This is a genomic window from Microbacterium sp. gxy059, assembly GCF_050958665.1.
Classification (GTDB): domain Bacteria; phylum Actinomycetota; class Actinomycetes; order Actinomycetales; family Microbacteriaceae; genus Microbacterium.
This window is the reverse complement of sequence record NZ_JAMXWT010000001.1, coordinates 202349-227400: the sequence shown is the minus strand read 5'-3', so window position 1 is coordinate 227400 and position 25052 is coordinate 202349. Positions and strand designations below refer to the sequence as shown.

Genomic DNA, 25052 nt, shown 5'->3' with positions numbered 1-25052 from the left:
TGGATTACCGACCGAGAAAACTCCCCCCATGATATTGACATCGTTCCCAACGTGGGGGAGAGTATGGAAAACCCCAATAGGGAACGTTCCCACACGGGTGGTGCAGGTCGCGTCGTCCGCAGTCGTGTGACGAGGCGGTCGGTCACCCAGGGTGCCCTCCGCACGCACACCCCCTTCTCCCTTCCGCCCCAGCACGGCCCGAGAGAAATGGATCGAATCCATGTCGAAGACCACAACAGCCCGCCGCATGCGCACCGTCGCGCTCACGGCCGCTGCCACCCTCACCGTCGCGCTCGCCGGCTGCGCCGCAGACACCGCGCCGACCGGCGGCGGATCCGGGGACCGCGCCCTCGAATACGGCCTGTCGGCCGAGCCGACCGACATCAAGACCGGCGTCGACCAGGGGTCCGCCGCGAAGGAGGTGACGGCCCTCGTCCGTCGCGGCCTCCTGCAGTACGACGCCGACGGCGAGCCGGCCCCTGCCCTCGCATCGGACTACGAGGTGTCGGAGGACGGCCTCACCTACTCGTTCACCCTGCGCCCCGACCTCGCCTTCTCGAACGGCGACCCCCTCACCTCCGCCGACGTGAAGCGCACGTTCGAGTACTTCGCGAACGAGGAGAACGGCGCGAACTACCAGGGCGAGTTCGCGAACGTCTCCGAGATCGAGACGCCGGACGACACGACCGTCGTGCTGACGCTCGCCGAGCCGCAGACCGCGTTCCCGAACGTCCTCGCCGACCCGCTGTCCGCCATCGTCCCGGAGGAGCCGCTCGATGAGAGCGGCGCCCCCGTCGGCGCCGGGCCGTTCATGATCACGGACTACAGCAAGGGCGTGTCCTTCACACTCGAGGCGAACCCCGACTTCTACAACGCCGACGCGGTGGGCCTCGACACGATCGAGATGACCTTCATGCCCGACGCGCAGACGCGCGTCAAGGCGCTCACGAGCGGTCAGGTGCAGTTCATCGATTACGTTCCCGCGTCGGACTACGAGACGCTGGAGAACGCGGACGGCGTCACCCTCGACACGGCGCCCGGGCTCTACGGGGGCGTGCTCCTCAACCTCGAGGAAGGGCCGCTCGCCGAGCCGACCGTGCGGCAGGCGCTCGCGTACGCGATCGACACCGAGGCGCTGAACGAGGTCGGCACGCTCGGCTACGGGACCGCGGGCGGCGGACTGCCGCTCTCCGCGGACAGCCCCTATTACGACGAGGAGCAAGCGAACCACTTCGCGCATGACCCCGAGAAGGCCCGGGAGCTCCTGGCCGAGGCGGGATACGAGGACGGATTCAGCCTGGACCTCCTCACCACCTCGCAGTACTTCGGCTACACGGAGCGCGCGCAGGTCATCAAGAGCGACCTCGAGGAGGTCGGGCTCCAGGTCGAGATCGTGACCGGCGACTACGCGAACCTCATCACGAGAGGCGACAGTGGATCCTACGACCTGCTCATCAGCGGTCCGCCCGCCGCCATGAACGACCCGGCCGCGCTGTCGGGAGCGTTCCTCGGCGGGCCGAGCTTCGTGCGCAGCTACGGGATCGATCAGGACCTCTACGCGGACCTGCTGAAGGAGGGCGCCCAGACCCCCGACGGCCCCGAGCGCGAGGCCATCTACCACGAGCTCGGCGAGATCTACCTCGAGGACGTGCCCTTCATCACGACCGGCCAGGGCGCGACGGCGTTCGCCTACGTCGACTCCCTCGAGGGCTTCGAGATGCTCTCCGGGGCGTTGAACTACTCGTCGCTGTACAGCTTCGAGAACGTCCAGCTGTCGGAATGATCCCGGGGAGCCGGAATCGATCACGATGCGAGTGAGTGCGCCATGATCCGATACATCCTTGTCCGCGTCGGCCTCGGCGCCGTCACCATCTGGGGCGTCGTGACGGCCGTCTTCCTGGCGCTGCGCGCGGTGCCGGGCGGCCCCGCGGCGATCATCCTGCAGGGCGGCGCCGGCGGCGGGGAAGCGAACCCCGCCGCCATCGCGGCACTCGAGAACGAGCTCGGCCTCGACCGTCCGCTCGTCGAGCAGTACGCGATCTACCTCTGGGATCTCCTCCGGGGGGACCTGGGGAGCTCGATCCGCTACTCTTCCCCCGTCGGGGAGGTGATGGCGGCGCCGTTCGGCAACACGATCGTCCTCGTGGTCATCGCGCTGATCATCGGTCTCGTCGTCGGCATCGCGTTCGGGACGATCTCCGGCAACTGGTCGGGCGGGGTGCTCGACCGCATCCTCTCCGGGGTTCTCTCGGTGGCGGTCTCCACGCCCGGGTTCGTCATCGCGATCTTCCTCGCGCTGGTCTTCGGGGTGATCCTCGGCTGGTTCCCCTCCCTCGGCTTCAGCCCGATCCAGGACGGCTTCGGCGCCTTCCTCTGGCACGCGTTCCTTCCAGGGCTCGCGCTCTCGTTCGGCTTCCTGGCGATGCTCGGCCGCGTCACGCGCACCTCGGTCCTCGCGGTGCGCCGCGAGGACTGGGTGCGCACGGCGCGCGGGATGGGCCTGTCGCGCCCCCGCGTGTTCCGCCGCCACGTCTTCCGCAACGCGATGAACCCGGTCGTCACCGTGTCGGGCCTGCAGCTCGGAACGCTGCTCGGCGCGACCGTGCTCGTCGAGCAGGTGTTCAACTGGCCGGGCGTCGGGCTGACCCTCCTGAACGCCATCAACGGGCGCGACTACCCCCTGGTGCAGGGCATCGTGATCGTCTTCGCGATCGTCTTCATCGTGTCGAACCTCATCGTCGACCTGCTGTACCGGTTCCTGGACCCCCGAGTGGAGGCCTGATCACGATGCGCGACCTCGTCCGCTCCCTCCGGAGCAAGTCGAGCCCCGGCCTGTTCATCACCACCTGCGTCACGTTCCTCGTGATCTGCTTCATCTTCATCTATCCCCTCGTCACCGACGTCAGCCCGTTCGCGCAGGACGTCCAGAACGCGTTCGCACCGGCCTTCACCCCCGATCACCCGCTCGGCACCGACAACCTCGGCCGCGACGCGTTCGCGCGCCTCGTCTTCGGGCTGCGGACCGAGCTCATCGTGTGCGCCGCCGGCACGCTGCTCGCAGGCGTCGTCGGAACGCTCATCGGGATCCTGGCCGCGTACTTCCGCGGGATCGCCGACCTCCTGCTCATGCGGTTCGTCGAGATCATCCTGGCGATCCCGACCCTCGTCTTCGCGATGCTCATCGTCTCGCTGTACGGGGCGGGCAACGTGACGGTCGCCGTCGTCTGCGGCCTGGTGTTCTTCCCGGCGTTCGCGCGCCTCGTCTACGGCGAGGTCCTGTCGCTGCGGAGCTCCCTCTACGTGGAGGCGGCCGAGCTCGCGGGAGGCACGCGCTGGCAGATCATCCGCGGTCCGCTGCTGCGCGGCGTCGGCCCCCTCGTCCTCGCGCAGGCGTTCGTGACGCTCGCGCTCGCCGTGGGCCTCGAATCCGGGCTGAGCTTCCTCGGCCTCGGGATCACGCCCCCGGAGCCGTCACTCGGCCTCATGATCGCGACGGGGCAGCAGTACGTCATGCAGAGCCCGTGGCAGCTGCTCATCCCGAGCATCGTCCTCGTGCTGCTGCTCGTGGTCTTCGGATACGTGGCCGACTGGGTCCGCGATCTCCTGGACCCGCGCGGCGAAGGCCGGTCCCGTCGCCGCGGGCGCGCCCGCGTGCAGTCGATTCAGAAGGTGAGTGCGTGACCATGGACGACGAGATGAAGAGCCCCGCCGGGCTCGCGCCGCTTCTGAGCGTGTCCGATCTGCGCATCGAGGTCTCGGGCGTCGAGGTCGTCCACGGGGCGAGCTTCGAGGTGCCGAAGGGCAAGGTCGTCGCCCTCGTCGGCGAGTCCGGAGCGGGCAAGTCGATGAGCGCCATGGCCGTTCCTCGGCTCCTGCCGCCCGGGGGCGTCGCGCGCGGGTCGATCCGCTTCGAGGGCACCGAGCTCGTGGACCTGCCCGATCGCGAGATGGAGCGGTACCGCGGATCCGAGATCGCGTGCGTCTACCAGGAGCCGATGACCGCCCTGAATCCGCTGCACACGATCGGAGACTTCCTCGAGGAGGCGATCGGCGCGCACCTGAGCCCTGAGAATCGCTCCCGGGCGCGCACGCCGGAGGAGCTGCTCGCCGCGGTCGGCCTCCGCTCCCAGGAGGGGCTGCTGCGCCGCTACCCGCACCAGCTCTCGGGCGGCCAGCGTCAGCGCGTCATGGCCGCGGGCGCGGTCGCCTGGAAGCCGAAGCTCCTCATCGCCGACGAGCCGACGACCGCGCTCGACGTCACGACCCAGCGGCAGGTGCTCACGATGTTCCGCCAGCTCGTCGAGCAGGAGGAGATGTCGATGATCTTCGTGACCCACGACATGGGCGTGGTCGCTGACATCGCCGACGCGGTCGTCGTCATGCGGCACGGCGAGGTCGTCGAGACGGGCGACGTCTTCTCGATCTTCGCCGATCCGCAGCACGAGTACACCCAGATGCTCCTCGGAGCGGCCCGGTCTCTGCACAGCGCGAAGGACGACGAGGACGCGGCGGCCGACGCGGCCGGGAACGCCCCTGACACCGGCGGCGCGACGGTGAAGCCGGCCACCCTCACCACCAGCAACCTCACGGTCCAGTACCCGCATCGCGGCCGGGCCGGGAAGCGCCGCGGAGCGCAGGGCAAGGTCGCCGTCCGGGGGGCGGCCCTCGAGGTCGCGCGCGGCGAGACCCTCGGCATCGTGGGCGAGTCGGGATCCGGCAAGTCCACGATCGCGCGGTCGATCCTCGGCCTCACACCCATCACGGCCGGGGCGATCACGCTCAGCGGCGTCGACATGGTCGGGCAGTCGCGTCGCGAGCGTCGCCGGACGCTATCGCGGATCGGGTTCGTCTTCCAGGATCCGACCTCGTCGCTGGATCCGAGCCTCCCGCTCTGGCGGATCGTGACGGAGCCGCTCTGGCGCAGCGGGACGGTGCGAGACGCCCGCGAGCTGCGCCGGCGGGCGGCGGAGCTGCTGGAGGATGTCGACCTGGACGCCTCGTGGGTCGACCGCCGTCGGCATCAGCTCTCCGGTGGGCAGCGCCAGCGCGTCGCGATTGCCCGCGCCGTCTCGCATCGTCCGGACGTGCTCATCGCGGACGAGCCGACGTCGGCCCTCGATGTCACGGTGCAGGTGAAGGTGCTCGACCTCCTCGCACGCCTGCAGGAGGAGCACGACTTCGCCTGCGTGTTCATCAGCCACGACCTGTACGTGGTGTCGACCATCTCCGACCGCGTGCTCGTCATGAAGGACGGACAGGTGGTCGAGACCGGGCCCACGTCGCAGGTGCTCAGCAGGCCGACGTCCGACTACACGAAGACGCTCCTCGGAGCGATCCCCGTGCCGGATCCGGTCGCGCCGCGCGCGCGGCGCGACCTCGCGCAGGCATCGTAGCCGGGGCCCGGCGGAAGAAGAGGAGAGACCGGTGAGGAACGAGTACGCGACGCCCGGGCGCTACGGCGCCAAGCAGGTCGCCACGGGCACGGGCGGGATGGTGGTGAGCTCCGAGCCCATCGCCGTCGAGGCCGGCGCTCGCGCGCTGCGCGACGGCGGGAACGCGCTGGACGCCGTGCTCACGGTCGCCGCGACGCAGCTCGTCACCGAGCCGCACATGACGTCGCTCACGGGCGGCATCTCGCTCGTGTATCGGGAGGCGGCGTCGGGGGAGGCCTCGTACCTCTCCGGCAACATCAACGCCCCGCTCGCCGGGCTGCCCGACTTTGGCGGCGCGGACCTCACCCGCGCGCGCGGTGTGCCCGTTCCCGGGTGGTGGCCCGCCTTCCTGGCCGCCCATGAGCGGTTCGGATCGCTGTCGCTCGCCCGTCTGCTCGAACCGGCCATCGACGTGGCGCGCGAGGGCTTCGCGGTGTCGCCGTACCTCTTCGGCGAGATGTACGGCGCGCGCGAGAACCTCGGCCGCAACCCGCAGTCGCGCGAGATGTTCTTCCGCGACGGCTCGCTCATCGGGCCGGGGCAGGCGCTCGTGCAGGAGCGCGTCGCGCGCACTCTGGAGCGCCTGCGCGACGAGGGCATGAGCTACTACCTCGGCGACTTCGCTCGGGCCTTCTGCGCGGCGAGCGACGCGGACGGCGGGGTGATCGCGCCGGCGGACTTCGAGGCCTATCGCGCGGAGTGGGCGGACCCGGTGCGCGGCACCTATCGGGGGCTCGAGGTCGTGGGATCCGCCCCGCCGGACGACGGCGGGCTGCAGCTGGTCGAGGCGCTCAACATCCTGGAGAACCTGGATCTCGCCGCGCTCGGCCCGGCCAGCCAGTCGCCGCGCACCCTCTGTGCCCTGATCGCCGCGCACAACGCGGTCTACTACGCGGCCCCTCGGGAGAAGCGGTTCCGCGAGAGCGAGCGGATCATGGACGCGCTCCTGTCGAAGGACACCGCGCGTCGGCGCTTCGAGGTGCTCGACGCCCTCGCCCGTCCCGCGTCCGACACTCCGCCGAGCCCGGGGACGATCCACATCTCCGTCGTCGACGCCGACCGCAACGTGGCGACGCTCACCCACTCGCACATGGCGTCGCCGTGGGTGAACGGCCTGTACGCCGAGGGCTTCCAGCTCGCCGGCGGCGGGTCGTTCTTCCAGCGCGTCATGCCGCAGCCGGGCGAGCGAGCGACGATCTACCTCGCGCCCAGCATGGTGCTCCGCGACGGCGAGCCCGTCATCGCGTCGGGATCGCCGTCGGTGTCGCTGGTCGCGTGCGTGCTGCAGAACCTCGTCAACCTCGTCGATTTCGGGATGACGATCGAGCAGAGCGTCGCCGAGCCGCGCTTCGGCGCGCGCCCGCACGATCCCGCGCGCGGGTGGGTGCCGGGCACGACGATCGAGTCGGGCTTCGCAGAGCCGGTGCTGCGCGAGGTGCGGGGCTGGGCGGAGCGCAACCGCCTGTGGACGCGCGAGATCGGCCCCTGGAACTCGATGACGGGCAACTTCGACGGCATTACCGTCGATCCGGCATCGGGCGTCATGCGCTCGTGCGGCGACCCGCGCCGGATGGGGACCGCCGTCGCCGCCTGAGCGTCATGTTCTGCCTCCGGCGGGCGGGGCGACGTGCTGCCCTCCCGCATGGTCGCGCTCTCCCGCAGGGGTCGCCATGAAACGCCGCCTCGCCGACGCGTGGGGCGGCGTTTCATGGCGACCCAGACTGGTGGATCCGGAAGAGCGCCCCGGAACGGCGGATGCCCGCCGGAGCATCTGCTCCGGCGGGCATCCGCGTGAGGGGCGCTCAGACCCTGCGGCGCTGGCGTGCGATCAGCACGGCCGACCCCGCGAGGAGCAGCAGCGCGGCGCCGATCCCGAGCGGCCACAGGACGTCGCCGCCGGTCGGGCTGAGGTCGCCGCCGTCGTCAGCGGAATCCTCCCCGGGCCCCGCTGCGTCGTCTCCGGCCTCGCCCTGATCGTCCGAGGCGCCGGCGTCGTCGCCCGACTCCGCGGCTTCGCCCGCGTCGTCGGCGCTCTCGCCGGCCTCCGCCGACTCCCCGGCCTCGCCGGACTCCGCGGCTTCGCCCGCGTCCTCGGCGTTCTCGCCGTCCTCGCCGTCCTCGCCGTTCTCGCCGTTCTCGCCGTCCTCGCCGGGCTCATCCGAGCCGACCTGGATCGGGAACGCCCACGCGGCGACGCCGTCGCCGTTGTCGTGTCCCGCCTCGGCGTACGACACGAGCACGTAGGCGCTCTCCTCCGCGGCGCCGCCGGCGAGGCGCGCGAGCGCGTCCCCGTCGAGGGCCACGTCGACCGCGCCGGATCCCGACACGTCCGCCGCACCCTGGGCGACGAGACGGCCGCCCATGTCGGGGGCCCACGCTGGGGCCTTGCCGTCGTCCGGCGAGCACGCCTCGAACCCGTACGGGTCGCCCTCGCAGCTCGATGTCCAGACGGGCACGAACCGCGGGTCGCCCGACCAGACGAACACGTCGAGCGCGCCGTCGACCGCGGCCTCGTAGGGCACGGTCACCCCGGCATCGGTCAGCGCCACATCGCCGATCGCGAGCTGCTCGCTCGGCTGCACGCCCGAGATCGTCCCGCCGCGCGCGGCCGACTGGTAGACGGTCTGCGGCGAGTCCACGCCCTGCAGCGCGGTGTCGGGGATGATCGCGTCCGGCGCCTCCGTCGAACGGTCGGCCGGCGGCTCGTACCCGTCGAGGTACGCGTGACCCCAGCGGTGCGGCTCCGACTGCTGACTGCCGAACGGCGACCACGCGGTGCGCGTCTTGCCGATGAAGTCCTGCGTGTCCGAGTCGTACGGCGTCACGTTCAGCCCGAGGTACTCGGGATCCACGGTGTTCGTCGCCGCGTCGCCCGTGGGCGCCGGGCTCGTCGGGCCGACCGCGGCGGGAAGCGCGTCGAGCGGGATCTTCACCTCGACGTCGTACGCGCCGCCCTCGAACGAGCCGTCCTCGCCGCGGGCCGCCTGCACGGCGACCTCGACGCCGGGGGCGTTCGGGGCGTTCTCCACCGTGTCCGCGAGCGGACCGGTCGAGAAGCCCTGGTGGTTGTCCGCGTCGCGCGACCAGCACGGTCCGTCCGGCCCGTTGCCGTTCGCGCCGTCGGGGTCGTCCGTGAAGGGGAACATGCCGAGCTTGAACGTCGTCGACGTGTCGACCGAGTTCCCGCGCGGATCCAGCAGCAGCTCGACCGAGTCGACGAGCCAGTGGCCGAAGCACCGATCGGGCGTCGCGGCGGCGCTCGCCGTGTCGTCGATCACGCGCGAGTGCACGTAGAGGGCGTCGTCATGCCAGCCGAGGGTCGCGGTGCTGCCTTCGCCGCAGTCCGTGCCGTCGGGCTCGCACGCGTCTCCCTCCCACACGCGGCCGATGTCGATCGGGTCGCCCGTGTAGGCGTCGTCGACGGCGCCGTCGATCTCGGGCGCCGCGTCGAGCTGCGGGATCGTCGTGGTCGGCACCACGTAGAGGTTCAGGCTCTCGGTCGAGGAGCCGACGTCCGATGCCGTCGCGAGGCTCACGTTCTCGATCCTGCCGCCCGGATCCGTCGGATCCGCGTGGGTGAGCTCGAACGTGACGGTCGCCGTCTCGCCGGGGGCGATCGGGTCCGTCTCGAGAGCGTCGTCGGCGAGCGAGAAGCCCTCCGGCGCGGTGAGCGCCGCGGTGGCCGTCTGCGCGTCCGCCGAGCGGTTGGTCACCTCGACGGGGACGGTGATCGTCTCGCCGGCGCCGACCGTCGCGATCGCGTCGGACGTGCCGCCGATGTAGGCGCCGGTGCGCTCTATCCACTCCTCGTACTCGGCCTGGATGCCGGTGCGCTGGAAGCGCCCGTCCACGGGCGGCACGAGGTCGACGCGCATGTCGTTGTACGCGGTCGCGTCGTCGCCCGAGAAGGTCGCCCCGATCCGGTAGCGCGTGGTGTCCGCGTCGGCGTCGGGGGTGACGGTGAACACGGCCTCCGCCGTGTCGCTCGCGGGCACCTGGTCGAGGCTCACGGCCTCGCTCACGTCCCAGCCCTCGGGCACGTCGAGCGCGACGTCGCCGCCCGCGAGGTCGCCCTCGCCGGAGCGGATGCCGACCGTCACCTCGAACGGCTCGCCCGCGGCGACGAAGTTGTCGTCGGGCTCGACCGTGAACAGCGACCCGAGCGGGAGCCCGCCCGGGTCGGGCAGCACGGCCCCGTGCAGCACGGCCTCGTCGAGGCCGGCGCCGTCCGAGCCGTTCGGCTGCATGGGGGCAGCCGACCACGAGACGCCGAAGCGCAGGCAGTCGGGCTCGACCGTCTCGGTGACCATCGAGCGCGCCTGCGTCGGGTGCGCGCGGCCGCCCTCGCGGCCGACCTGCGCCCAGGTCTTCGCGGATCCCGCCTCCTGGCCCGCGAGGTTGCCCTCGGCCCACGTGTAGGGGGAGTCGTAGCCGGTCCACGTGCCGAGCACGGTGTGCGGGTTGTCGGCGGCAGGCATGAATCCGGTGTTGCAGCCGGGGCCTGCCGTGCCGCCCTCGCCGCCGGTGTCGCCGAAGTACCCCTGCGAGAGGATCCGCTTCACCTGCCACGGCTCGACCGCGCCGAGGCCCTCGAGCTGCTCGGGGTACATCGACGGGTCGGCGGCCGCGGCGGCGGCCTCCCACACCATGCGTCCCTGCGCGTACTGGTGGTTGCCGTGGCCCGAGTCGAGCGACGGGGTCCACCCGACGAGGATCTCCGGCTGCGTCTCGCGGATGATCCGCACCGTGCGGCGGAGGGTCTCGTCGGCGTCCCAGACCTCGGCCGTCAGCGGCGCGGAGGTGTTGTAGTAGAAGTCGACGCGGTCGAGGTTGAAGATGTCGACCGTGCCCGAGCGCACGTGGGAGGTGCGGTCCTCGTTCTCGCGACGGATCCCGAGGTCCGGCCCGGCTTCGCTGCCGACCGAGTTGGATCCGCCCTCGCCGCGCGTGGCCATGATGATGCCGCACTTCACGTCGTAGAGGTCGTTCCAGACGCCGCAGGGCGTGGTGAAGCCCGCGTCGTCGTCGGGGTGGGCCCAGATGCCCATCACGTCGATCTTCTCGCGTGGCGTCTCGTTGGAGTTCACCCCCTCGCCGATCTCGAGGGGCGGCGGCTCGTCGGCTGTCGCCGCCATGCCGGTCGTCGGGGTGACGATCAGTCCGGCGGCGAGCAGCGACGCGAGCAGCGGACGGACACTTCGTCTGCGCGTCATGGGGAAGGCTCCTTGTTCGCGGCCGCTCTCCGGTGCGGCGACCGTGCGCCCAACGTAGCCAGGTCCGGACATATAAACAAGCAGTTTCGCGCGTTTGCGAGCATGAATGCGCATGGATGCGGATCCCGTTCCTGCGGCGCCTGATTTCTCCGGTTATCCCCCTCCGCCACCCGCGCGCGACGTTTTACGCTGGCGTGATGACTTCCGAACGCGCACGCGCGAGCATCCCGCCGGCTCTGCGGATCCTGCTCGTCCTCTCCGCGGCGGTCGTCGTGCTGGGCGGTCTCTGGCTGTCGCGCGGCGTCTTCGGACCCCTCGCGATCGCCGCCGTGATCGTCATCATCTGCTATCCGATCGGGCCGGCGCTCGTGCGCCGCGGCGCGCCCCGCTGGCTGGGCAGCACGGCGGTCATCCTGCTGTCGTACGTCGTCGTCGCGATCCTCGCCCTGCTGCTCACGTGGGCGATCGCCGAGTTCGTGCGGCTCGTCACGAGCCTCATGCCGGAGTTCACGCGCCTGACGCTCGACATCTCGGCCTGGCTCGAGGAGATGGGCGTGAGCGCGATGATCGGCAGCCAGCTGTCGTCGATCTTCAGCACGTCGAACATCATCAGCTGGGTGACCACGCTCTCGTCGAGCACCCTCAGCGTCGGCATGGCCTTCTTCTTCGTCCTCGCGTACGTGATCTTCATGGGCGTCGACACGGGGCGCTACGGGCGAGCCGAGCAGGTGTTCGGGCGGCGGATCCGCCCCGTCATGGATCGCATGCGCTCCTACTGCGCGGGCGTCAGGCGCTACTTCGTCGTGAACGCGTCGTTCGGAATCCTCGTCGCGATCATCGACGGCGTCGCGCTGTACCTGCTCGACGTGCCCGCGCCGATCGTGTGGGCGATCCTGTCGTTCGTCACGAACTTCGTGCCGAACATCGGCTTCGTGCTCGGCCTCGTGCCGCCCGCGGTGCTCGCCCTCGTCACGAACGACTGGGTGACGGCGGTGATCGTCGTGATCGTCTACATCGTCGCGAACGTCACGCTGCAGGTGCTCATCCAGCCGAAGTTCGTCAGCGACGCGGTGGGCCTGACCCTCACGCTGAGCTTCTTCTCGGTCGTGTTCTGGACCTTCGTGATCGGCCCGCTCGGCGCGATCCTCTCGATCCCGCTCACGCTCCTCGTGCGGGCGCTCGTGCTCGAGTCGGACCCCGACGCCCGCTGGCTGCGCTGGCTCTCGGGCGACGACGACGCGGTGCCGGAGGCGAAGGCCGCCGTCCGCTGACGCGGCCGCCGCTCTCGGAGGCGGGAGGCCGTCCCCGGCTCGCGAGCGGCGCAGATCTTCGCGAGCGGCGCAGATATTCGGCCTGATTCCTGCGCCACTCGCGAGTTTCTGCGCCACTCGCATGGTGGGGCGGCTGCTTGCGAGGGAGGCGACTCGCGCGCTGCGGGGCGGGCGGTCGAGCTCCGATGCACGACGACGTCGATCCGCGGGCGAATGCGCCCCGCAACCGGTTGATCCCCCCGGCGGCGAGAACTGGCGTCGTCGTGCATCGAGACCGCTCGACAGGCCCACCCTGCCCGGGCTCGCGAGCACCTTCGCCGTGCCCTCACACGACCGCCCGGTGGGATGATGGGGGCATGGCCCTCACCGACGCTCCCCTCCTGCGCGCGCTGCGCGGCGACCGCCCCGAGACCACCCCCGTCTGGTTCATGCGGCAGGCGGGCCGCTCCCTGCCGGAGTACCGCGAGCTGCGGGTCGGCACGCAGATGCTCGACGCCTGCCTGAACCCCGAGATGGCGGCCGAGATCACCCTGCAGCCGGTGCGGCGCCACGGCGTCGACGCGGGCATCTTCTTCAGCGACATCGTCGTGCCGCTGCGCCTCGCGGGCCTCGACGTCGAGATCGTCCCCGGCCGCGGTCCCGTGTTCTCGGATCCCGTGCGCACGACGGCCGACGTCGACCGCGTCACGGCGATCGCGCCCGAGGAGGTCGCGGCGGCGGCCGAGCCGATCCGCGAGGCCGTGCGCCTCACCGTCGCCGAGCTCGCGCCGCAGGGCGTGCCGCTCATCGGCTTCGCGGGCGCGCCGTTCACGCTCGCGGCCTACCTCATCGAGGGCGGTCCCTCGAAGGAGCACCTGCGCGCCCGCGCCATGATGCACGCCGACCCCGACGCGTGGAACCGCCTCGCGGGCTGGCTCGCCGACGTGTCCGCGGCGTTCCTCGGCGCACAGATCGAGGCCGGCGCCTCGGCCGTGCAGCTCTTCGACTCGTGGGCTGGATCCCTCGCCCCCGCCGACTACCGGCGCTTCGTGCGGCCGCACTCCGCGAGCGCCCTCGGATCCGTGACGAGCGTGCCGCGGATCCACTTCGGCGTCGGCACGGGCCCCTTCCTCGGCGACATGCGCCTCGACGGCATCGCCGACGCGGTCGGCGTGGACTGGCGCCTGCCGCTCGACGAGGCGGCGGGCGTCGCGGGCCCCGGCACGACGCTGCAGGGCAACATCGACCCGGCGATGCTGCAGGCGCCGTGGCCCGTGCTCGAGCAGCACGTGCGCGACGTCGTCGAGCGGGGCCGCGCGGCCCGCGCCCACATCGTGAACCTCGGCCACGGCGTGCCCCCCGAGACCGACCCGACCGTGCTCACGCGCATCGTCGAGCTCGTCCACTCGATCCGCGCATGACCGACGAGAAGACCCCGGATCTCGTCGCGCTGCACGAGCGCGCGGCCGAGACCCGCGTCGTCGTCGTGGGTGCGGGCATCGGCGGCCTCGTCGCGGCGCTCGAGTTCGCGAAGCTCGGCATGGGCGTCACGGTCGTCGAGGCGGCCGAGCGGGCGGGTGGCGCGATCCGCTCGGGCGAGGTCGCGGGGCTGACGCTCGACCTCGGTGCCGAGAGCTTCGCCACCCGCGGCGGCCACGTCGCGGCGCTCGTCGAGGAGCTCGGCCTGTCGGACGAGGTCGTCGCGCCGGGCACCGGTGCGGGCGGCGCGTGGGTCGCGGGCGTGCCCGGCGTCGGCGCGGCGCCCCTGCCCGCGGGCGGCGTGCTGGGGATCCCCGGCACCCCCTTCGCCCCGGACGTGCGCCGGATCATCGGCACCGCGGGCGCCTGGCGCGCCTATCTCGACCGGCTGCGCCCCGTGCTCACGATCGGGCACGACCGCTCGCTCGGCCACCTCGTCGCGAGCCGGCTCGGCCGCCGCGTGCTCGACCGGCTCGTCGCGCCCGTGACGACGGGGGTCTACTCCGCGGCGCCGGAGAGCATCGACCCCGACGTCGCGGCGCCCGGCCTCAACCAGGCGCTCACGCGCGCGGGATCCCTCACGGGCGCCGTGCTCGACCTCGCGGAGGCGCGGCGCACCGCCCCGGGCGGCGCCGTGAAGGGGTTGCGCGGCGGCATGGGCCGCCTCGTCGACGCCCTCGTCGAGGCGCTCGCCGAGCGGGGCGTCGAGGTGCGCCTCGGCACGCCCGCGCGCGCCATCGAGGAGGCGCCGGACGCCGCCGACGCGCGCCCCTGGCGGGTCGTGATCGACGCGCCCGCGGAGGGCGCGGACGGATCCGCCGACGCGCGGCCCGTCGCCGAGCCGGGCGAGGAGCCGCGCGCGGCCGGGGACGCGTCCACGGGACGCGCGCTCGGCGCCGCGGCCGACGCGGGATCCGGCGCATCCGACGGATCCGATCCGGGCGCGACCGCTGTCGGCGACGACGCGGGATCCGGTGCCGCCGACTGGGGCGACGGATCCGCGAACCCGGCCGGCGAGACCCCCGCACCCGCGTTCGCGACCCTCGAGGCCGACGCGGTCGTCGTCGCCACGGAGGAGGGGCCGGCGCGGCGCCTGCTCGCGCCGCTGTCGGGTTCCGCCCTCGCGGCCGAGCCGCCGCATCCCGGACCCGTCGTCGACGTCGTCACGCTCGTGGTGTCCGCGCCCGCGCTCGATCGGAAGCCCCGCGGAACGGGGGTGCTGACGGTTCCCGGATCCTTCCGGGCGAAGGCCCTCACGCACGCGACGGCGAAGTGGCAGTGGGTCGCCGACGCGGCGGATCCGGGTGCGCACGTCGTGCGCGTGTCCTTCGGCACCGCCGCCGAGGCTCCGGCGATGGAGGGCCTCGACGAGGCGCAGGTCGCCGACCTCGCGCGCGAGGAGGCGTCGGCCCTGCTCGGGGTCGACATCGCTCCGGGACAGGTGCTCGGCGCGCGCCGCGAGCGCTTCTCGCAGTCCCAGCCCGCCGCGACCCAGGGGCACGCGGAGGCGACCGCGCGGGCGCGCGACGCGATCCGGGAGATCCCGGGCATCGGAGCCGTCGGCGCCTGGCTCGCCGGCACGGGGCTCGCGCAGGTGGTCCCCGACGCGGCCCGCGAGGCGGAGCGCGTGCGCCGGGCCCTTCTCTTCGCCGACGACGCGGACGAGTGAGGCCGCCGCGCGGCCGGCGCGGATGCCAAATCGGGAATACGCGGATAGCCTGGACACCGCGAGAGCTGAATCCACCAACGTGAGGGGACTCCCATGCGGGGAAAGATCGGGCTGGTCGTCGGCCTGGGCGTCGGATACGTGCTCGGCACGCGCGCGGGCCGCGCGCGGTACGAGCAGATCAAGGAGCAGGCCCAGAAGGTGTGGGAGCTCGAGCCGGTGCAGAAGCAGGTCGGCCGGGTGAAGGACCTCGCCGCCACGGGCGCGCTGGCCGTGCCGCGCATCGCGTGGAAGGGCGTCAAGAAGGTCGTGCAGACGGTCTCGTCGACCGAGGGCACCCCCGGGCAGAAGCTCGACGCGGGCCTCGAGTCGACGGCGCGCGCCGCTGACGACGTGAAGAAGGCGGCCGACTGATGGCCGGTCCGCACGAGCAGCGCTCCCCGCTGCGCGACCGCGCCGACGACAGCCTCCTGTCACTCATCGGCGATGTGCCGCAGCTCGTCAAGAACCTCATCGTCGCCGAGCTCGACGCGGTCAAGAAGTACATCGCGCAGGTCGCCAAGCACGGCGGCATCGGCGCGGTCGCCGTGATCATCGGCCTGTTCTTCGTGTTCTGGATGATCCCGGCGTTCCTCGCCTTCCTCATCATCCTGCTCGACATCTGGCTGCCGCTCGTCGCGTCCGCGGCGATCGTGTTCGGCATCGGGCTGGTGCTCGCGCTCGTCGCGTTCGTCTACGCGTGGTTCCGCCGGTTCCGGCGCATCGGGCAGATCGAGAGCCCGATGGCGGCGGCGAAGGCCGACGCGGCGATCGTGAAGGAGTTCGCGGATGAGTACTGAGCAGAGCCCCACCGTCGTCCCGAGCGGCATCTCGGACCCGGTCGAGCTGGCCCGCGTCGAGCTCAAGGCGGCGCTCGCGGCGATCGAGGAGAAGTCGAACATCCCCAAGCGCATCGGCCGCGCGACCGACAAGGCGGTGCGGAACGCGCGTCGTCTCGCCGACCGCCGTCCGGTCGTCGCGCTCGCCGGCATCATCACGCTCGCCTCGGCGACGGGCTGCGCGGTGTGGGGCGTCGCCCGCCTCCTCTCCCGCTGACCGCGCGCATCGACGGCGCCCTCCCTGATCCGGGAGGGCGCCGTTCGCGTGCGGAGGGGTTCGGCGGCGGGCCCACGCTCGAGCACGACCCGCCGCGCGCGCCCGGGTCGCAGAATCGCACGGATCCGGCGTGCTCCCAGGTGCGTTTCGCACACCCGACGCGGCGCCGGCTCCTCCGATCCGCGTGCTTCTCGCATACTCAGACGCCCCGGCGACGACGCCGGCGGGCAGCGCAGCGGAACGCCCCGAGGCGCCGCGCACCGGAAGGCGCCCCCTGGATTGGCCCAACGCACGCGACAGGAGGAAGATGGGTTCATGGTCGATTCGGATACTCCTCCAGGTGACAACTTCAGCCTCTGGACCGTCTGGCGGCGGGATCCCCACCGCCCCGTGACCGAGACCGACACGACGGAGCTCGCGCAGCTGGTCGCCCAGCTCGAGTCCGAGGGCGTGACGGTGCGCGGTTTCTACGACGTGAGCGCGATGCGCGCTGACGCCGACCTCATGATCTGGATCCACGGATCCGTGCCCGAGGACCTCCAGCGCGCCACGCGCCGTCTGCGTCGCACCGCGACGCTCGCGAGCCTCCTGCCGTCCTGGAGCGGCATGGCCGTGCACCGCGACGCCGAGTTCAACCGCCGCCACGTGCCCGGCTACCTGCGCGGAGAGCACGCCCGCGAGTGGCTGGTCGTGTACCCGTTCGTGCGCAGCTACGAGTGGTACCTGCTGGAGGACGACGAGCGCCGGAAGATGCTGGCGGACCACGGCCGCAAGGGCGCCGCGTTCACGAGCGTCGTGGCGAACACCATGGCGACGTTCGCGCTGAACGACTACGAGTGGATGCTCCCGATGGAGTCCGACTCGCTGACCGACCTCGTCGACATGATGCGCGAGCTGCGCTACACGGAGGCCCGCCTCCACGTGCGCGAGGAGGTGCCGTTCCACACGGGGCGGAGGATCCCGGTCGAGGAGATCCCCGAGGTGCTGGCGTAGGGCGCGCGATGACCTCCCCCTCCTCGATCCGCCTCGGCACCCGGCGCAGCCGTCTCGCGACCGCGCAGGCCGGCATGGTCGCCCGCGATCTCGAGCGCGTCTCCGGGCGTCCGGTCGAGCTCGTCGAGATCGTCTCCGAGGGCGACACGAGCCGCGCCTCGCTCGCGTCGCTCGGCGGCACGGGCGTGTTCGCGACGCGGCTGCGCGAGGCGCTTCTCGTCGGCGAGTGCGACCTGCTCGTGCACTCCCTCAAGGATCTTCCCGTCGCCCAGCCGCCCGGGCTCGTCATCGCGGCGACGCCCGTGCGCGCGGACGCCCGCGACGTCGTCATCACCCGCGACGGCGCCCCGCTCGGCGAGATGCCGGCCGGCGCGCGGATCGGCACGGGATCCCCGCGGCGCATCGCCCAGGTGCGCCGGGCGAACCCCGGCGTCCGGACGCACGATCTGCGCGGCAACATCGACTCGCGCATGGGCCGGGTGCGCTCGGGCGAGCTCGACGCGGTCGTGCTCGCGGCGGCGGGGCTCGGACGCGTCGACGCCTCCGACGAGGGCGCATCGACGCTCGGCGATCTGCGCGCCGAGCCGCGCGACCTCGGCTCCTGGCCGACCGCGGCGGGGCAGGCGGCGCTCGCCGTCGAGACGCGCGCCGACGCGGATCCGGAGCTCGCGGCGTGGATCGCCCGGCTCGACGACCCGCTCACCCGGTTCGCGGTCGACATCGAGCGCGCGGTGCTCGGCGGCATCGAGGCGGGCTGCCACGCGCCCGTCGGCGCGCACGCCCGCGTGGAGGACGACGAGCTGCGTGCGCAGGCCGTCGTCTACGGCGACGGCGAGACGACGATCGTCGCCGAGCGACGGGAGCGGATCCCCGACCTGCGCGATCTGGTCGAGGGGTATATTGTGCGTCGTGGCAGCGGTGCGGCTGTCGACGGCACGGGTCTCGCGGCCCGCGCCAGCGAGATCGGACTCGATCTCGCGCGTCGGCTGCTGGACGACGGGGCGGCCGACATCGTGAGAAGAGAGGCCCCCACGACATGACTGCGGAAGCCAAGACCGACAAACCCCTCAGCGGCTGGCGCGTCCTCGTCCCCCGGGGCGGTCCCTGGGGCGACAGCGTCGCGGCGACCCTGCGCGCGAAGGGCGCCGTCCCGGTCGTCTCCCCACTCATCAACTTCGCCCCCTCCGAGGACGCGGCGACGCTCGAGAGCGCGCTCGCCGAGCTCGCGGAGGGCCGGTTCGCGTGGCTGACGGTCACGAGCGCGACGACGGTGGACGTGCTGTTCTCGTACCGCGCGAAGATCCCGGAGACGACGAGGGTCGCGGCCGTCGGCGAGACGACGGCCGCCGCCCTCAAGGCGGTCGGCTACCCGGTCGACCTCGTGCCCGAGCGCGACAACTCCGCCGTCGGGCTGTCGGCGGATCTCATCGCGCGCGAGCCCGAGCCGCGGCGGATCCTCACCCTGCGCAGCGAGATCGCGAAGCCGGTCCTCACGACGCGGCTCTCCGAGGCGGGGCACGACGTCACGAGCGTCGTCGCGTACCGCACCGTCGGAGTGCCCGCGACCGATCGCGCGGCGCGGGACGTGGGCAACGGACGCATCAACGCGATCCTCGTGACGAGCGGATCCGTGGCTCGTCAGGTGCGCGAGCAGTTCTCCGACATCCCGGATCGCACGGTCATCGCGGCGATCGGCCCGCGCACGGCGAGCGACGCCGAGGACATGAGCCTGCCGATCCACGTCGTGGCCCCGCGGCGCACGGTCGATTCGCTCATCGACGCGCTCGCCGGCATCCCCGTCCCCCCGCCGACCCCGGCTGCGCTCGCCGTGCCGCCGACCGGCGTTCTCGACCTGTCGTCGCTCGAAGACGACGAGGAGGATCCCGAGTGAGCTTCCCGACCCACCGCCCCCGCCGTCTGCGCCAGTCGCCGGCGGTGCGCCGCCTGGCCCGCGAGAACCACCTCGTTCCGTCGCAGCTCGTGCTGCCGGCGTTCGTGCGCGAGGGCATCGACGAGCCGCGGCCGATCACGTCGATGCCCGGCCAGCGGCAGCACACGCTCGACTCGCTGCGGCGCGCGGCGGCGGACGCCGCGGAGGCGGGCATCGGCGGCATCATGCTGTTCGGCGTGCCCGCCGTGCGCGACGCGGTGGGGTCGGGGGCCGACGATCCGGACGGGATCCTCAACGTCGCGACCGCGGCGGTGGCGGAGGAGGTCGGAGACGCGCTCGTCGTGCAGACCGACCTGTGCCTCGACGAGTTCACCGACCACGGCCACTGCGGAGTGCTGGCTGGGGACGGGTCCGTCGACAACGACGCGACCCTCGAGCGCTATGCGGCGATGGGCGTCGCGCAGGCTCGCGCGGGCGCGCAGCTGCTCGGCCTGAGCGGCATGATGGACGGCCAGGTCGAGGCGGTGCGCGAGGCGCTCGACGACGCGGGCTTCTCGGAGACGCTGATCCTCGCCTATTCGGCGAAGTACGCCGGCGCGTTCTACGGGCCCTTCCGCGAGGCCGTCGACTCGCAGCTGTCCGGCGACCGCCGCACCTACCAGATGGATCCCGCGAACGCGCGGGAGGGGGTGCGGGAGGCGCTGCTCGATGTCGAGGAGGGCGCCGACGTCGTGATGGTGAAGCCCGCCCTGCCCTATCTCGACGTGCTCGCGGACGTGCGCGCGGCCGTCGATGTGCCCGTCTGGGCGTATCAGGTGTCCGGCGAGTACTCGATGATCGAGGCCGCTGCGCAGAACGGCTGGATCGACCGCCGCGCCGCCATCACGGAGTCGCTGCTGGGCATCCGTCGAGCGGGCGCCGACGCGATCCTCACGTACTGGGCCGTCGAAGCGGCGGGCTGGCTGCGCGAGGCGCTGTAACGCCTCCGAGCGACCATCGAATCGGCGAGTGACCACGAGATTCCGTGGTCACTCGCCGATGTCATAGTCGCTCGACGGAGGCATCCTGCATCGCCATAATGCATGCATCACTGAATGCATGTAGGGTGAACGGGTGATCGACCTTCCCTGGAACACCGGACCGGAACCGCGACCGATCGCCGAGCGCATCGCCGGCCGCGTCGCGAAGCGCATCGCCGACGGCGAGATCGAGCCGGGGGCGATCCTGACCGAGGTCGAGGTCGCCGCCGAGCACGATGCCAGCCGCACGCCGGCCCGCGAGGCGATGCTGCGGCTCGAACGGTGGGGCCTCGTGCGGCTCGTGCCGAAGAAGGGCGCGGTCGTCACGAACCCGAGCGCGCGCGAGCGCCGCGAGCTGCTCGCCGTGCGCTCGATGTTCGAGGGCAACGCGGCGACGTACCTCGCGACGGCCGGCGACGACCGGGCCCGGCTGCTCGCGGTGCTCGACGAGAACCTGGCCGCGCAGTCGGCGGCGCTGGCGGATCCGCCGGCCTTCGCCGAGCTCGACTACGCCTTTCACCTCGCGATCGTGGGGCACGACGACAATCGCGTGGTCGCCGAGATCTCGCGCATGCTCGCGCCGCGTATGTTCCGGCTCACTCGGCTTGCGGGCGCGACCTCCGACCTCGCCCGCCTGCGCGACGAGCACGTGGCGCTCGCCGCTGCGATCCGCGAGCAGGATCCCGAGCGGTTCCGCCGGCTCATCGCCGATCACCTCGACGCCGGGCACTCCGGCTACGCGGTCGCGGAGTGAGCCGCCGATCCTGGCTGCTAGCCGCGCCGAGCGTCTTCGTGCTCGCGTGGGGCGGCAACCACTTCACGCCGCTGCTGCACCTCTACGAGGTGCTCGGCGGGTACGCCCCGTGGCAGGTGAACCTGCTGCTCGGCATGTACGTCGTCGGGCTGATCCCCGGCCTGCTCGTCGCGGGCGCCTTTTCGGATCAGCACGGCCGCAAGAAGGCCGCGGCGATCGGCCTCGTCTCCGCCGCGCTCGCCTCGGTGCTGCTCGCGATGGGGCTGAGGTCGATCGTCACCCTCTGCGTCGGGCGCGTGCTGGCCGGCATCGGCGTGGGCGTCGCCATGTCGGTCGGATCCAGCTGGATCAAGGAGCTCTCCCGCATGGAGCCGTCGCCGACGGCGGGTGCGCGGCGATCCTCCATGACCCTGACGCTCGGCTTCGGCATCGGCGCGGGCGTGACGGGGCTCCTCGCCCAGTGGGGGCCGATCCCCGCCGAGCTGCCGTACGTCGTGCACCTCGCGCTGTGCGTCGTGGCCGCCGTGGCGCTGGCCCGCGCGCCCGAATCGCTGCCGGCGTCGCGCCGCTCGACGTCGCCCTGGTGGCGAGATCTCGCGGTCCCCACCGCGGGGCATCGCATCTTCCGGCGGGTCGTGCTGCCCGCCGCGCCGTGGGTGTTCGCGGCGGCGGGCGTCGCGTACGCGGTGATGCCGAGCGTGGTCGAGCACCGGCTCGGCGACGCGACGACGCTGTACGCGACCGTGCTGACCGTCATCACGCTCGGCGTGGGCGCCGTATTCCAGGCGCTCGTGCCGTGGATCAACCGCGTCACCCGCGGCCGCGCCCTCCTCGTCGGACTCGTCGGCATGGTGATCGGCATGGCCCTCGCCGCCGTGTCGGCCGAGGTGGGGGATCCCGCGCTCGCCTTCGCCGTCGCCGCGGTGCTCGGGGCGTCGTACGGCGTGTGCGTCGTGTCGGGCCTCGTGGTCGCGCAGTCGCTCGCGACGCCGCGCGACCTCGCGGGGATCACGGGCGTGTACTACGCGCTCACCTACGTCGGCTTCCTCCTGCCGACGCTCCTCGCCGCGATCCTGCCCGTCATCTCGTACGGTGCGAGCCTCGTCGTCGTCGCGGCCGTGTGCGTCGTGTGCCTGGCGATCGTGTCGACGGGGCTCAGGCGCACGCGAGAGAATTGACCCATGGACCGCAATGACGACCTGTTCGCCCGTGCCCGCGACGTGATCCCCGGCGGCGTCAACTCGCCCGTTCGGGCCTTCGGATCGGTGGGCGGCACCCCGCGGTTCCTCGACAGCGCGCACGGACCGCACGTCGTCGACGCGACCGGGCGCGAGTACGTCGACCTGGTCGCCAGCTGGGGCCCCGCCCTGCTCGGACACGCGCACCCGCAGGTGGTCGCCGCCGTGCAGGACGCCGCCGCGAAGGGCCTCTCGTTCGGCGCCCCGACGGAGGGCGAGGTGCGCCTCGCCGAGCTCATCGCCGAGCGGGTGCAGGCCGGAGGGCTCCGGCCCATCGAGGAAGTGCGCCTCGTCTCCACCGGCACCGAGGCGACGATGACCGCGATCCGCCTCGCCCGCGGCGTCACGGCGCGCGACCTGCTCGTGAAGTTCGACGGCAACTACCACGGTCACTCCGACGGGCTGCTCGCGGCCGCGGGATCCGGCGTCGCGACCCTCGCGCTGCCCGGCACGGCGGGCGTCCCCGCCGCCGTCGCCGCCGAGACGCTCGTCGTGCCCTACGGCGACCTCGACGCCGTGCGCGAGGTCTTCCGGGAGCACGGCGACCGCATCGCCGCGATCATCGTCGAGTCCGCCCCCGCGAACATGGGCGTCGTCGAGCCGCCGCGTGGCTTCAACGCGGGCCTCGCGGAGATCGCCCACGGATCCGGAGCCCTGCTCATCGTCGACGAGGTGCTCACCGGATTCCGCGTGCACCCCGCCGGGAACTGGGGGCTGCAGGTCGAGGCGGGGGAGCGCTACGAGCCCGATCTCATCACCTTCGGCAAGGTCATCGGCGGCGGGATGCCCCTCGCGGCGCTCGGCGGGAAGCGCGCCGTCATGGAGCAGCTCGCCCCCACCGGCCCGGTCTACCAGGCGGGCACCCTGTCGGGGAACCCGCTGTCGGTCGCGGCGGGCATCGCCACGCTCGAGCTCGCGACCCCCGAGGTCTACGCGCACATCGGACGCGCCGCCGACGTCGTGACGTCGGCGCTGGGGGCGGCGCTCGCCGCGGAGGGCGTCGCGCACGCGATCCCCCGGGTCGGCACGCTCTTCGGCCTCGCGTTCCTCGAGACCGCGCCCCGCGACTACGCCGAGGGGAAGACGCAGGAGGCGTTCCGCTACGCGCCGTTCTTCCACGCGATGCTCGACGCGGGCGTCAACCTGCCGCCGAGCGTCTTCGAGGCGTGGTTCCTCACCGCCGCCCACGACGAGGCCGCGCTCGCGCGCATCGTCGACGCGCTGCCCGCTGCGGCGAAGGCGGCCGCCGCCGCGACCACCTGAGTCCGGCAGCGTGCTGCGCCCCTGCGCGTGGTACCTCGACGAGATCGACGAGGACACGCTCGCGCGGGTCGCCGATCTCGTGCGCACCGCGTTCCGCTGATCGCGGTCAGTCGCGCGCGCCCCGCTCGAGGTCGATGAGCATCCGCTTGACGTCCTCGCGCCCGCCGTACTCGCCCAGGGATCCGTCGGATCGGATCACCCGGTGCACCGGGACGACGAGCGTGAGCGGCGTCAGGCGGCATGCGGTGCCGACTGCGCGCGCCGCGCGCGGCCTTCCTGCCATGGCGGCGACGTCGCCGTAGCTCGCGGTCTCGCCGTACGGGATCTCTGCGACGGCCTGCAGCGCGTCCCGCGCGAACCCCTGCGACAGCCGCCAGTCGATCTCGACGTCGAACGCGCGCCGGGATCCGGCGAGGAACTCGCGGAGCTGCCGGCCGAGGCCCGCGATGTCGGCGCTCTCCGCCCGGAGGTCGCCCCGCAGCTCCCGCGCGACGGCCTCCACGACCCACAGCGGATCCTCCGCGGTGCCGAGGGCGACGAGCCGGTCGTCGTCCGCGAACACCGCGACCGCCGCGCCGAGGGACGTGGCCGTGACGGTGTAGCGGTAGCCCATGGTCGTCGAGCGTACGCGGGGAGCGCGGGCACGCGCGCGCGGTCGCGTCGCCGGAGGGGGCGAGACATGCGCTTCGGGTCGTTCGCGCGACCGTTTCACCTCCCCGAGCGTGCCCCCCCCGTTGCTCCGAGTCGAGGAATCGCACCCGTGCGACCCGGATCCGCGACCGTTTCGCATACCCGGAGCGCGGTGGCGGGCGTCGAGTCGGGGAATCGCATCCCTGACGCCCGGATCGGCGACCGTTTCGCATACCCGGGTGCGTCCGGCGGCCTCACGTCGGTGGACCGTGTGTCTCGGGTCGTTCGCGTGACCGTTTCACCTCCCCGTGCCGCCCGGATCCGTGACCGTTTCGCCTACTCGGCGAGGCCCAGAGGGCTCCGAGTCGGGGAAACGCACCCGTGCCGCCCGGGTTCGCGACCGTTTCTCATACTCGGCGAGGCCCAGCGGGCGTCGGGTCGGGGATTCGCACCTTTGCTGCCCGGACCCGCGACCGTTTCGCGTACCCGGGGAGGTCCTGAGGGCGCCGCGGCTCAGGCGCTCGCGGCGAGGAGCGCGCGGGTGCGGGGGCCGAGACCGAGGTCGGCGCAGGCGCGCAGCTGCTCGAGCGTGTCGGCGTCGCGGCGCACGGTCGACGCGAGCGGCACGTCGAGCGGCACGAATCCGGCCTCGGCGTGCGCCTGGGCCGACCCGGCGCCGAAGCGCGCCTCGTACGTCGCGGGCGCGCTCCACGCGACGAGGGTGGATCCCGCCCGCTCGGCGTCCGAGACGAAGGCCCGCTCGTGGCGGGCGGCGGCGTCGAGGGCCGCGTCGAGATCGGAGGGCGTCAGCGCCGGCAGGTCGCCGAGCAGCGCCGCGCGGGCGTCGCCCGCGGCGTGCTCGAGCCCCGCGCGCACCGCGCCGTTGAGGCCCATGCCGGGATCCGGGATCCAGCGGGCTCCGTCGATGGCGTCGACGCCCGCCTGCACGTCGGTGTCGGACGTGACGGCGATCACCTCGCGCACGCGCTCCGCGCGGGCGGCGGCCTCGACCGTGTCGAGGGCGATCGCGAGGGCGAGGGCCGGCCGCTCCGTGCCGGTTCCCTCGAGTCGCGACTTGCCGAGGCTCGTCGTCTTGATGGGCACGATGACCGACCAGTGCACGCTCACG

The 25052-nt window shown here is 72.7% G+C and carries 21 protein-coding genes; 18 read left to right on the top strand and 3 right to left on the bottom strand.

From position 1 onward, the window contains the following. The first annotated feature begins 220 nt into the window (after positions 1 to 220). The 5 genes from NHL53_RS00890 to NHL53_RS00870 are packed head-to-tail and all read left to right on the top strand — an operon-like array spanning position 221 to position 7026. Positions 221 to 1783, top strand: a complete 1563-nt coding sequence (locus tag NHL53_RS00890) for an ABC transporter substrate-binding protein (protein WP_433774202.1) — start codon at positions 221 to 223, stop codon at positions 1781 to 1783. Positions 1784 to 1825: 42 nt separating this feature from the next. Next, positions 1826 to 2782 (top strand): ABC transporter permease, encoded by a 957-nt coding sequence (locus NHL53_RS00885; protein WP_433774200.1) that lies wholly within the window; start codon positions 1826 to 1828, stop codon positions 2780 to 2782. Positions 2783 to 2787: 5 nt separating this feature from the next. Next, positions 2788 to 3681, top strand: a complete 894-nt coding sequence (locus NHL53_RS00880; RefSeq protein WP_433774198.1) for an ABC transporter permease — start codon at positions 2788 to 2790, stop codon at positions 3679 to 3681. Positions 3682 to 3683: 2 nt separating this feature from the next. Next, a complete protein-coding gene (locus NHL53_RS00875) occupies positions 3684 to 5393 on the top strand; it encodes a dipeptide ABC transporter ATP-binding protein (RefSeq protein ID WP_433774428.1) in 1710 nt (569 codons plus the stop codon). Positions 5394 to 5424: 31 nt separating this feature from the next. Then, entirely contained in the window at positions 5425 to 7026 is a 1602-nt protein-coding gene (locus tag NHL53_RS00870; RefSeq protein WP_433774196.1) for a gamma-glutamyltransferase, read from the top strand. Between the two features lie 208 nt (positions 7027 to 7234). On the opposite strand, the gene NHL53_RS00865 is transcribed toward NHL53_RS00870, so the two are convergent. Next, positions 7235 to 10645, bottom strand: coding sequence for a sugar-binding protein (locus NHL53_RS00865; RefSeq protein WP_433774194.1), 3411 nt, complete (start codon positions 10643 to 10645; stop codon positions 7235 to 7237). Positions 10646 to 10842: 197 nt separating this feature from the next. On the opposite strand from NHL53_RS00865, the gene NHL53_RS00860 reads away from it, so the two are divergent. From NHL53_RS00860 to hemL, 13 genes are all read left to right on the top strand, one after another. Further along, positions 10843 to 11916, top strand: coding sequence for an AI-2E family transporter (locus NHL53_RS00860; RefSeq protein ID WP_433774192.1), 1074 nt, complete (start codon positions 10843 to 10845; stop codon positions 11914 to 11916). 356 nt (positions 11917 to 12272) lie between these two features. Then, positions 12273 to 13316, top strand: a complete 1044-nt coding sequence (gene hemE / locus NHL53_RS00855; RefSeq protein ID WP_433774190.1) for a uroporphyrinogen decarboxylase — start codon at positions 12273 to 12275, stop codon at positions 13314 to 13316. Further along, positions 13313 to 15043 carry a protoporphyrinogen/coproporphyrinogen oxidase gene (locus NHL53_RS00850; RefSeq protein ID WP_433774188.1) on the top strand — a complete coding sequence of 577 codons (1731 nt, stop codon included), beginning with the start codon at positions 13313 to 13315 and terminating at the stop codon, positions 15041 to 15043. The genes hemE and NHL53_RS00850 overlap by 4 nt, the downstream gene beginning before the upstream one ends. Before the next feature lie 93 nt (positions 15044 to 15136). Further along, entirely contained in the window at positions 15137 to 15454 is a 318-nt protein-coding gene (locus NHL53_RS00845) for a hypothetical protein (protein WP_433774186.1), read from the top strand. Beyond that, a complete protein-coding gene (locus tag NHL53_RS00840; protein ID WP_433774184.1) occupies positions 15454 to 15879 on the top strand; it encodes a phage holin family protein in 426 nt (141 codons plus the stop codon). Before NHL53_RS00845 ends, NHL53_RS00840 begins: the two co-directional genes overlap by 1 nt. After that, positions 15869 to 16135 (top strand): hypothetical protein, encoded by a 267-nt coding sequence (locus tag NHL53_RS00835; RefSeq protein WP_433774182.1) that lies wholly within the window; start codon positions 15869 to 15871, stop codon positions 16133 to 16135. The genes NHL53_RS00840 and NHL53_RS00835 overlap by 11 nt, the downstream gene beginning before the upstream one ends. Positions 16136 to 16450: 315 nt before the next feature. Next, entirely contained in the window at positions 16451 to 17128 is a 678-nt protein-coding gene (gene hemQ / locus NHL53_RS00830; protein WP_433774180.1) for a hydrogen peroxide-dependent heme synthase, read from the top strand. A gap of 8 nt (positions 17129 to 17136) precedes the next feature. After that, complete coding sequence (gene hemC / locus NHL53_RS00825; RefSeq protein WP_433774178.1) at positions 17137 to 18168, top strand: hydroxymethylbilane synthase; 1032 nt, start codon at positions 17137 to 17139, stop codon at positions 18166 to 18168. Further along, positions 18165 to 19019 (top strand): uroporphyrinogen-III synthase, encoded by an 855-nt coding sequence (locus NHL53_RS00820; RefSeq protein ID WP_433774176.1) that lies wholly within the window; start codon positions 18165 to 18167, stop codon positions 19017 to 19019. Before hemC ends, NHL53_RS00820 begins: the two co-directional genes overlap by 4 nt. Further along, positions 19016 to 19999, top strand: coding sequence for a porphobilinogen synthase (gene hemB / locus NHL53_RS00815; RefSeq protein WP_433774174.1), 984 nt, complete (start codon positions 19016 to 19018; stop codon positions 19997 to 19999). Before NHL53_RS00820 ends, hemB begins: the two co-directional genes overlap by 4 nt. 133 nt (positions 20000 to 20132) lie before the next feature. Continuing rightward, positions 20133 to 20792, top strand: a complete 660-nt coding sequence (locus NHL53_RS00810) for a GntR family transcriptional regulator (protein WP_433774172.1) — start codon at positions 20133 to 20135, stop codon at positions 20790 to 20792. Beyond that, positions 20789 to 21970, top strand: coding sequence for an MFS transporter (locus NHL53_RS00805; protein ID WP_433774170.1), 1182 nt, complete (start codon positions 20789 to 20791; stop codon positions 21968 to 21970). The genes NHL53_RS00810 and NHL53_RS00805 overlap by 4 nt, the downstream gene beginning before the upstream one ends. 3 nt (positions 21971 to 21973) lie before the next feature. Further along, positions 21974 to 23293 carry a glutamate-1-semialdehyde 2,1-aminomutase gene (gene hemL / locus NHL53_RS00800; RefSeq protein WP_433774168.1) on the top strand — a complete coding sequence of 440 codons (1320 nt, stop codon included), beginning with the start codon at positions 21974 to 21976 and terminating at the stop codon, positions 23291 to 23293. 106 nt (positions 23294 to 23399) lie between these two features. Here the strand turns inward: hemL and NHL53_RS00795 are convergent, their stop codons facing one another. Beyond that, positions 23400 to 23906, bottom strand: a complete 507-nt coding sequence (locus tag NHL53_RS00795; RefSeq protein WP_433774166.1) for a methylated-DNA--[protein]-cysteine S-methyltransferase — start codon at positions 23904 to 23906, stop codon at positions 23400 to 23402. 530 nt (positions 23907 to 24436) lie between these two features. Next, on the bottom strand, positions 24437 to 25051 hold the full coding sequence (gene cofC / locus NHL53_RS00790; protein WP_433774164.1) for a 2-phospho-L-lactate guanylyltransferase: 615 nt from the start codon (positions 25049 to 25051) through the stop codon (positions 24437 to 24439). Position 25052: the final 1 nt, after the last annotated feature.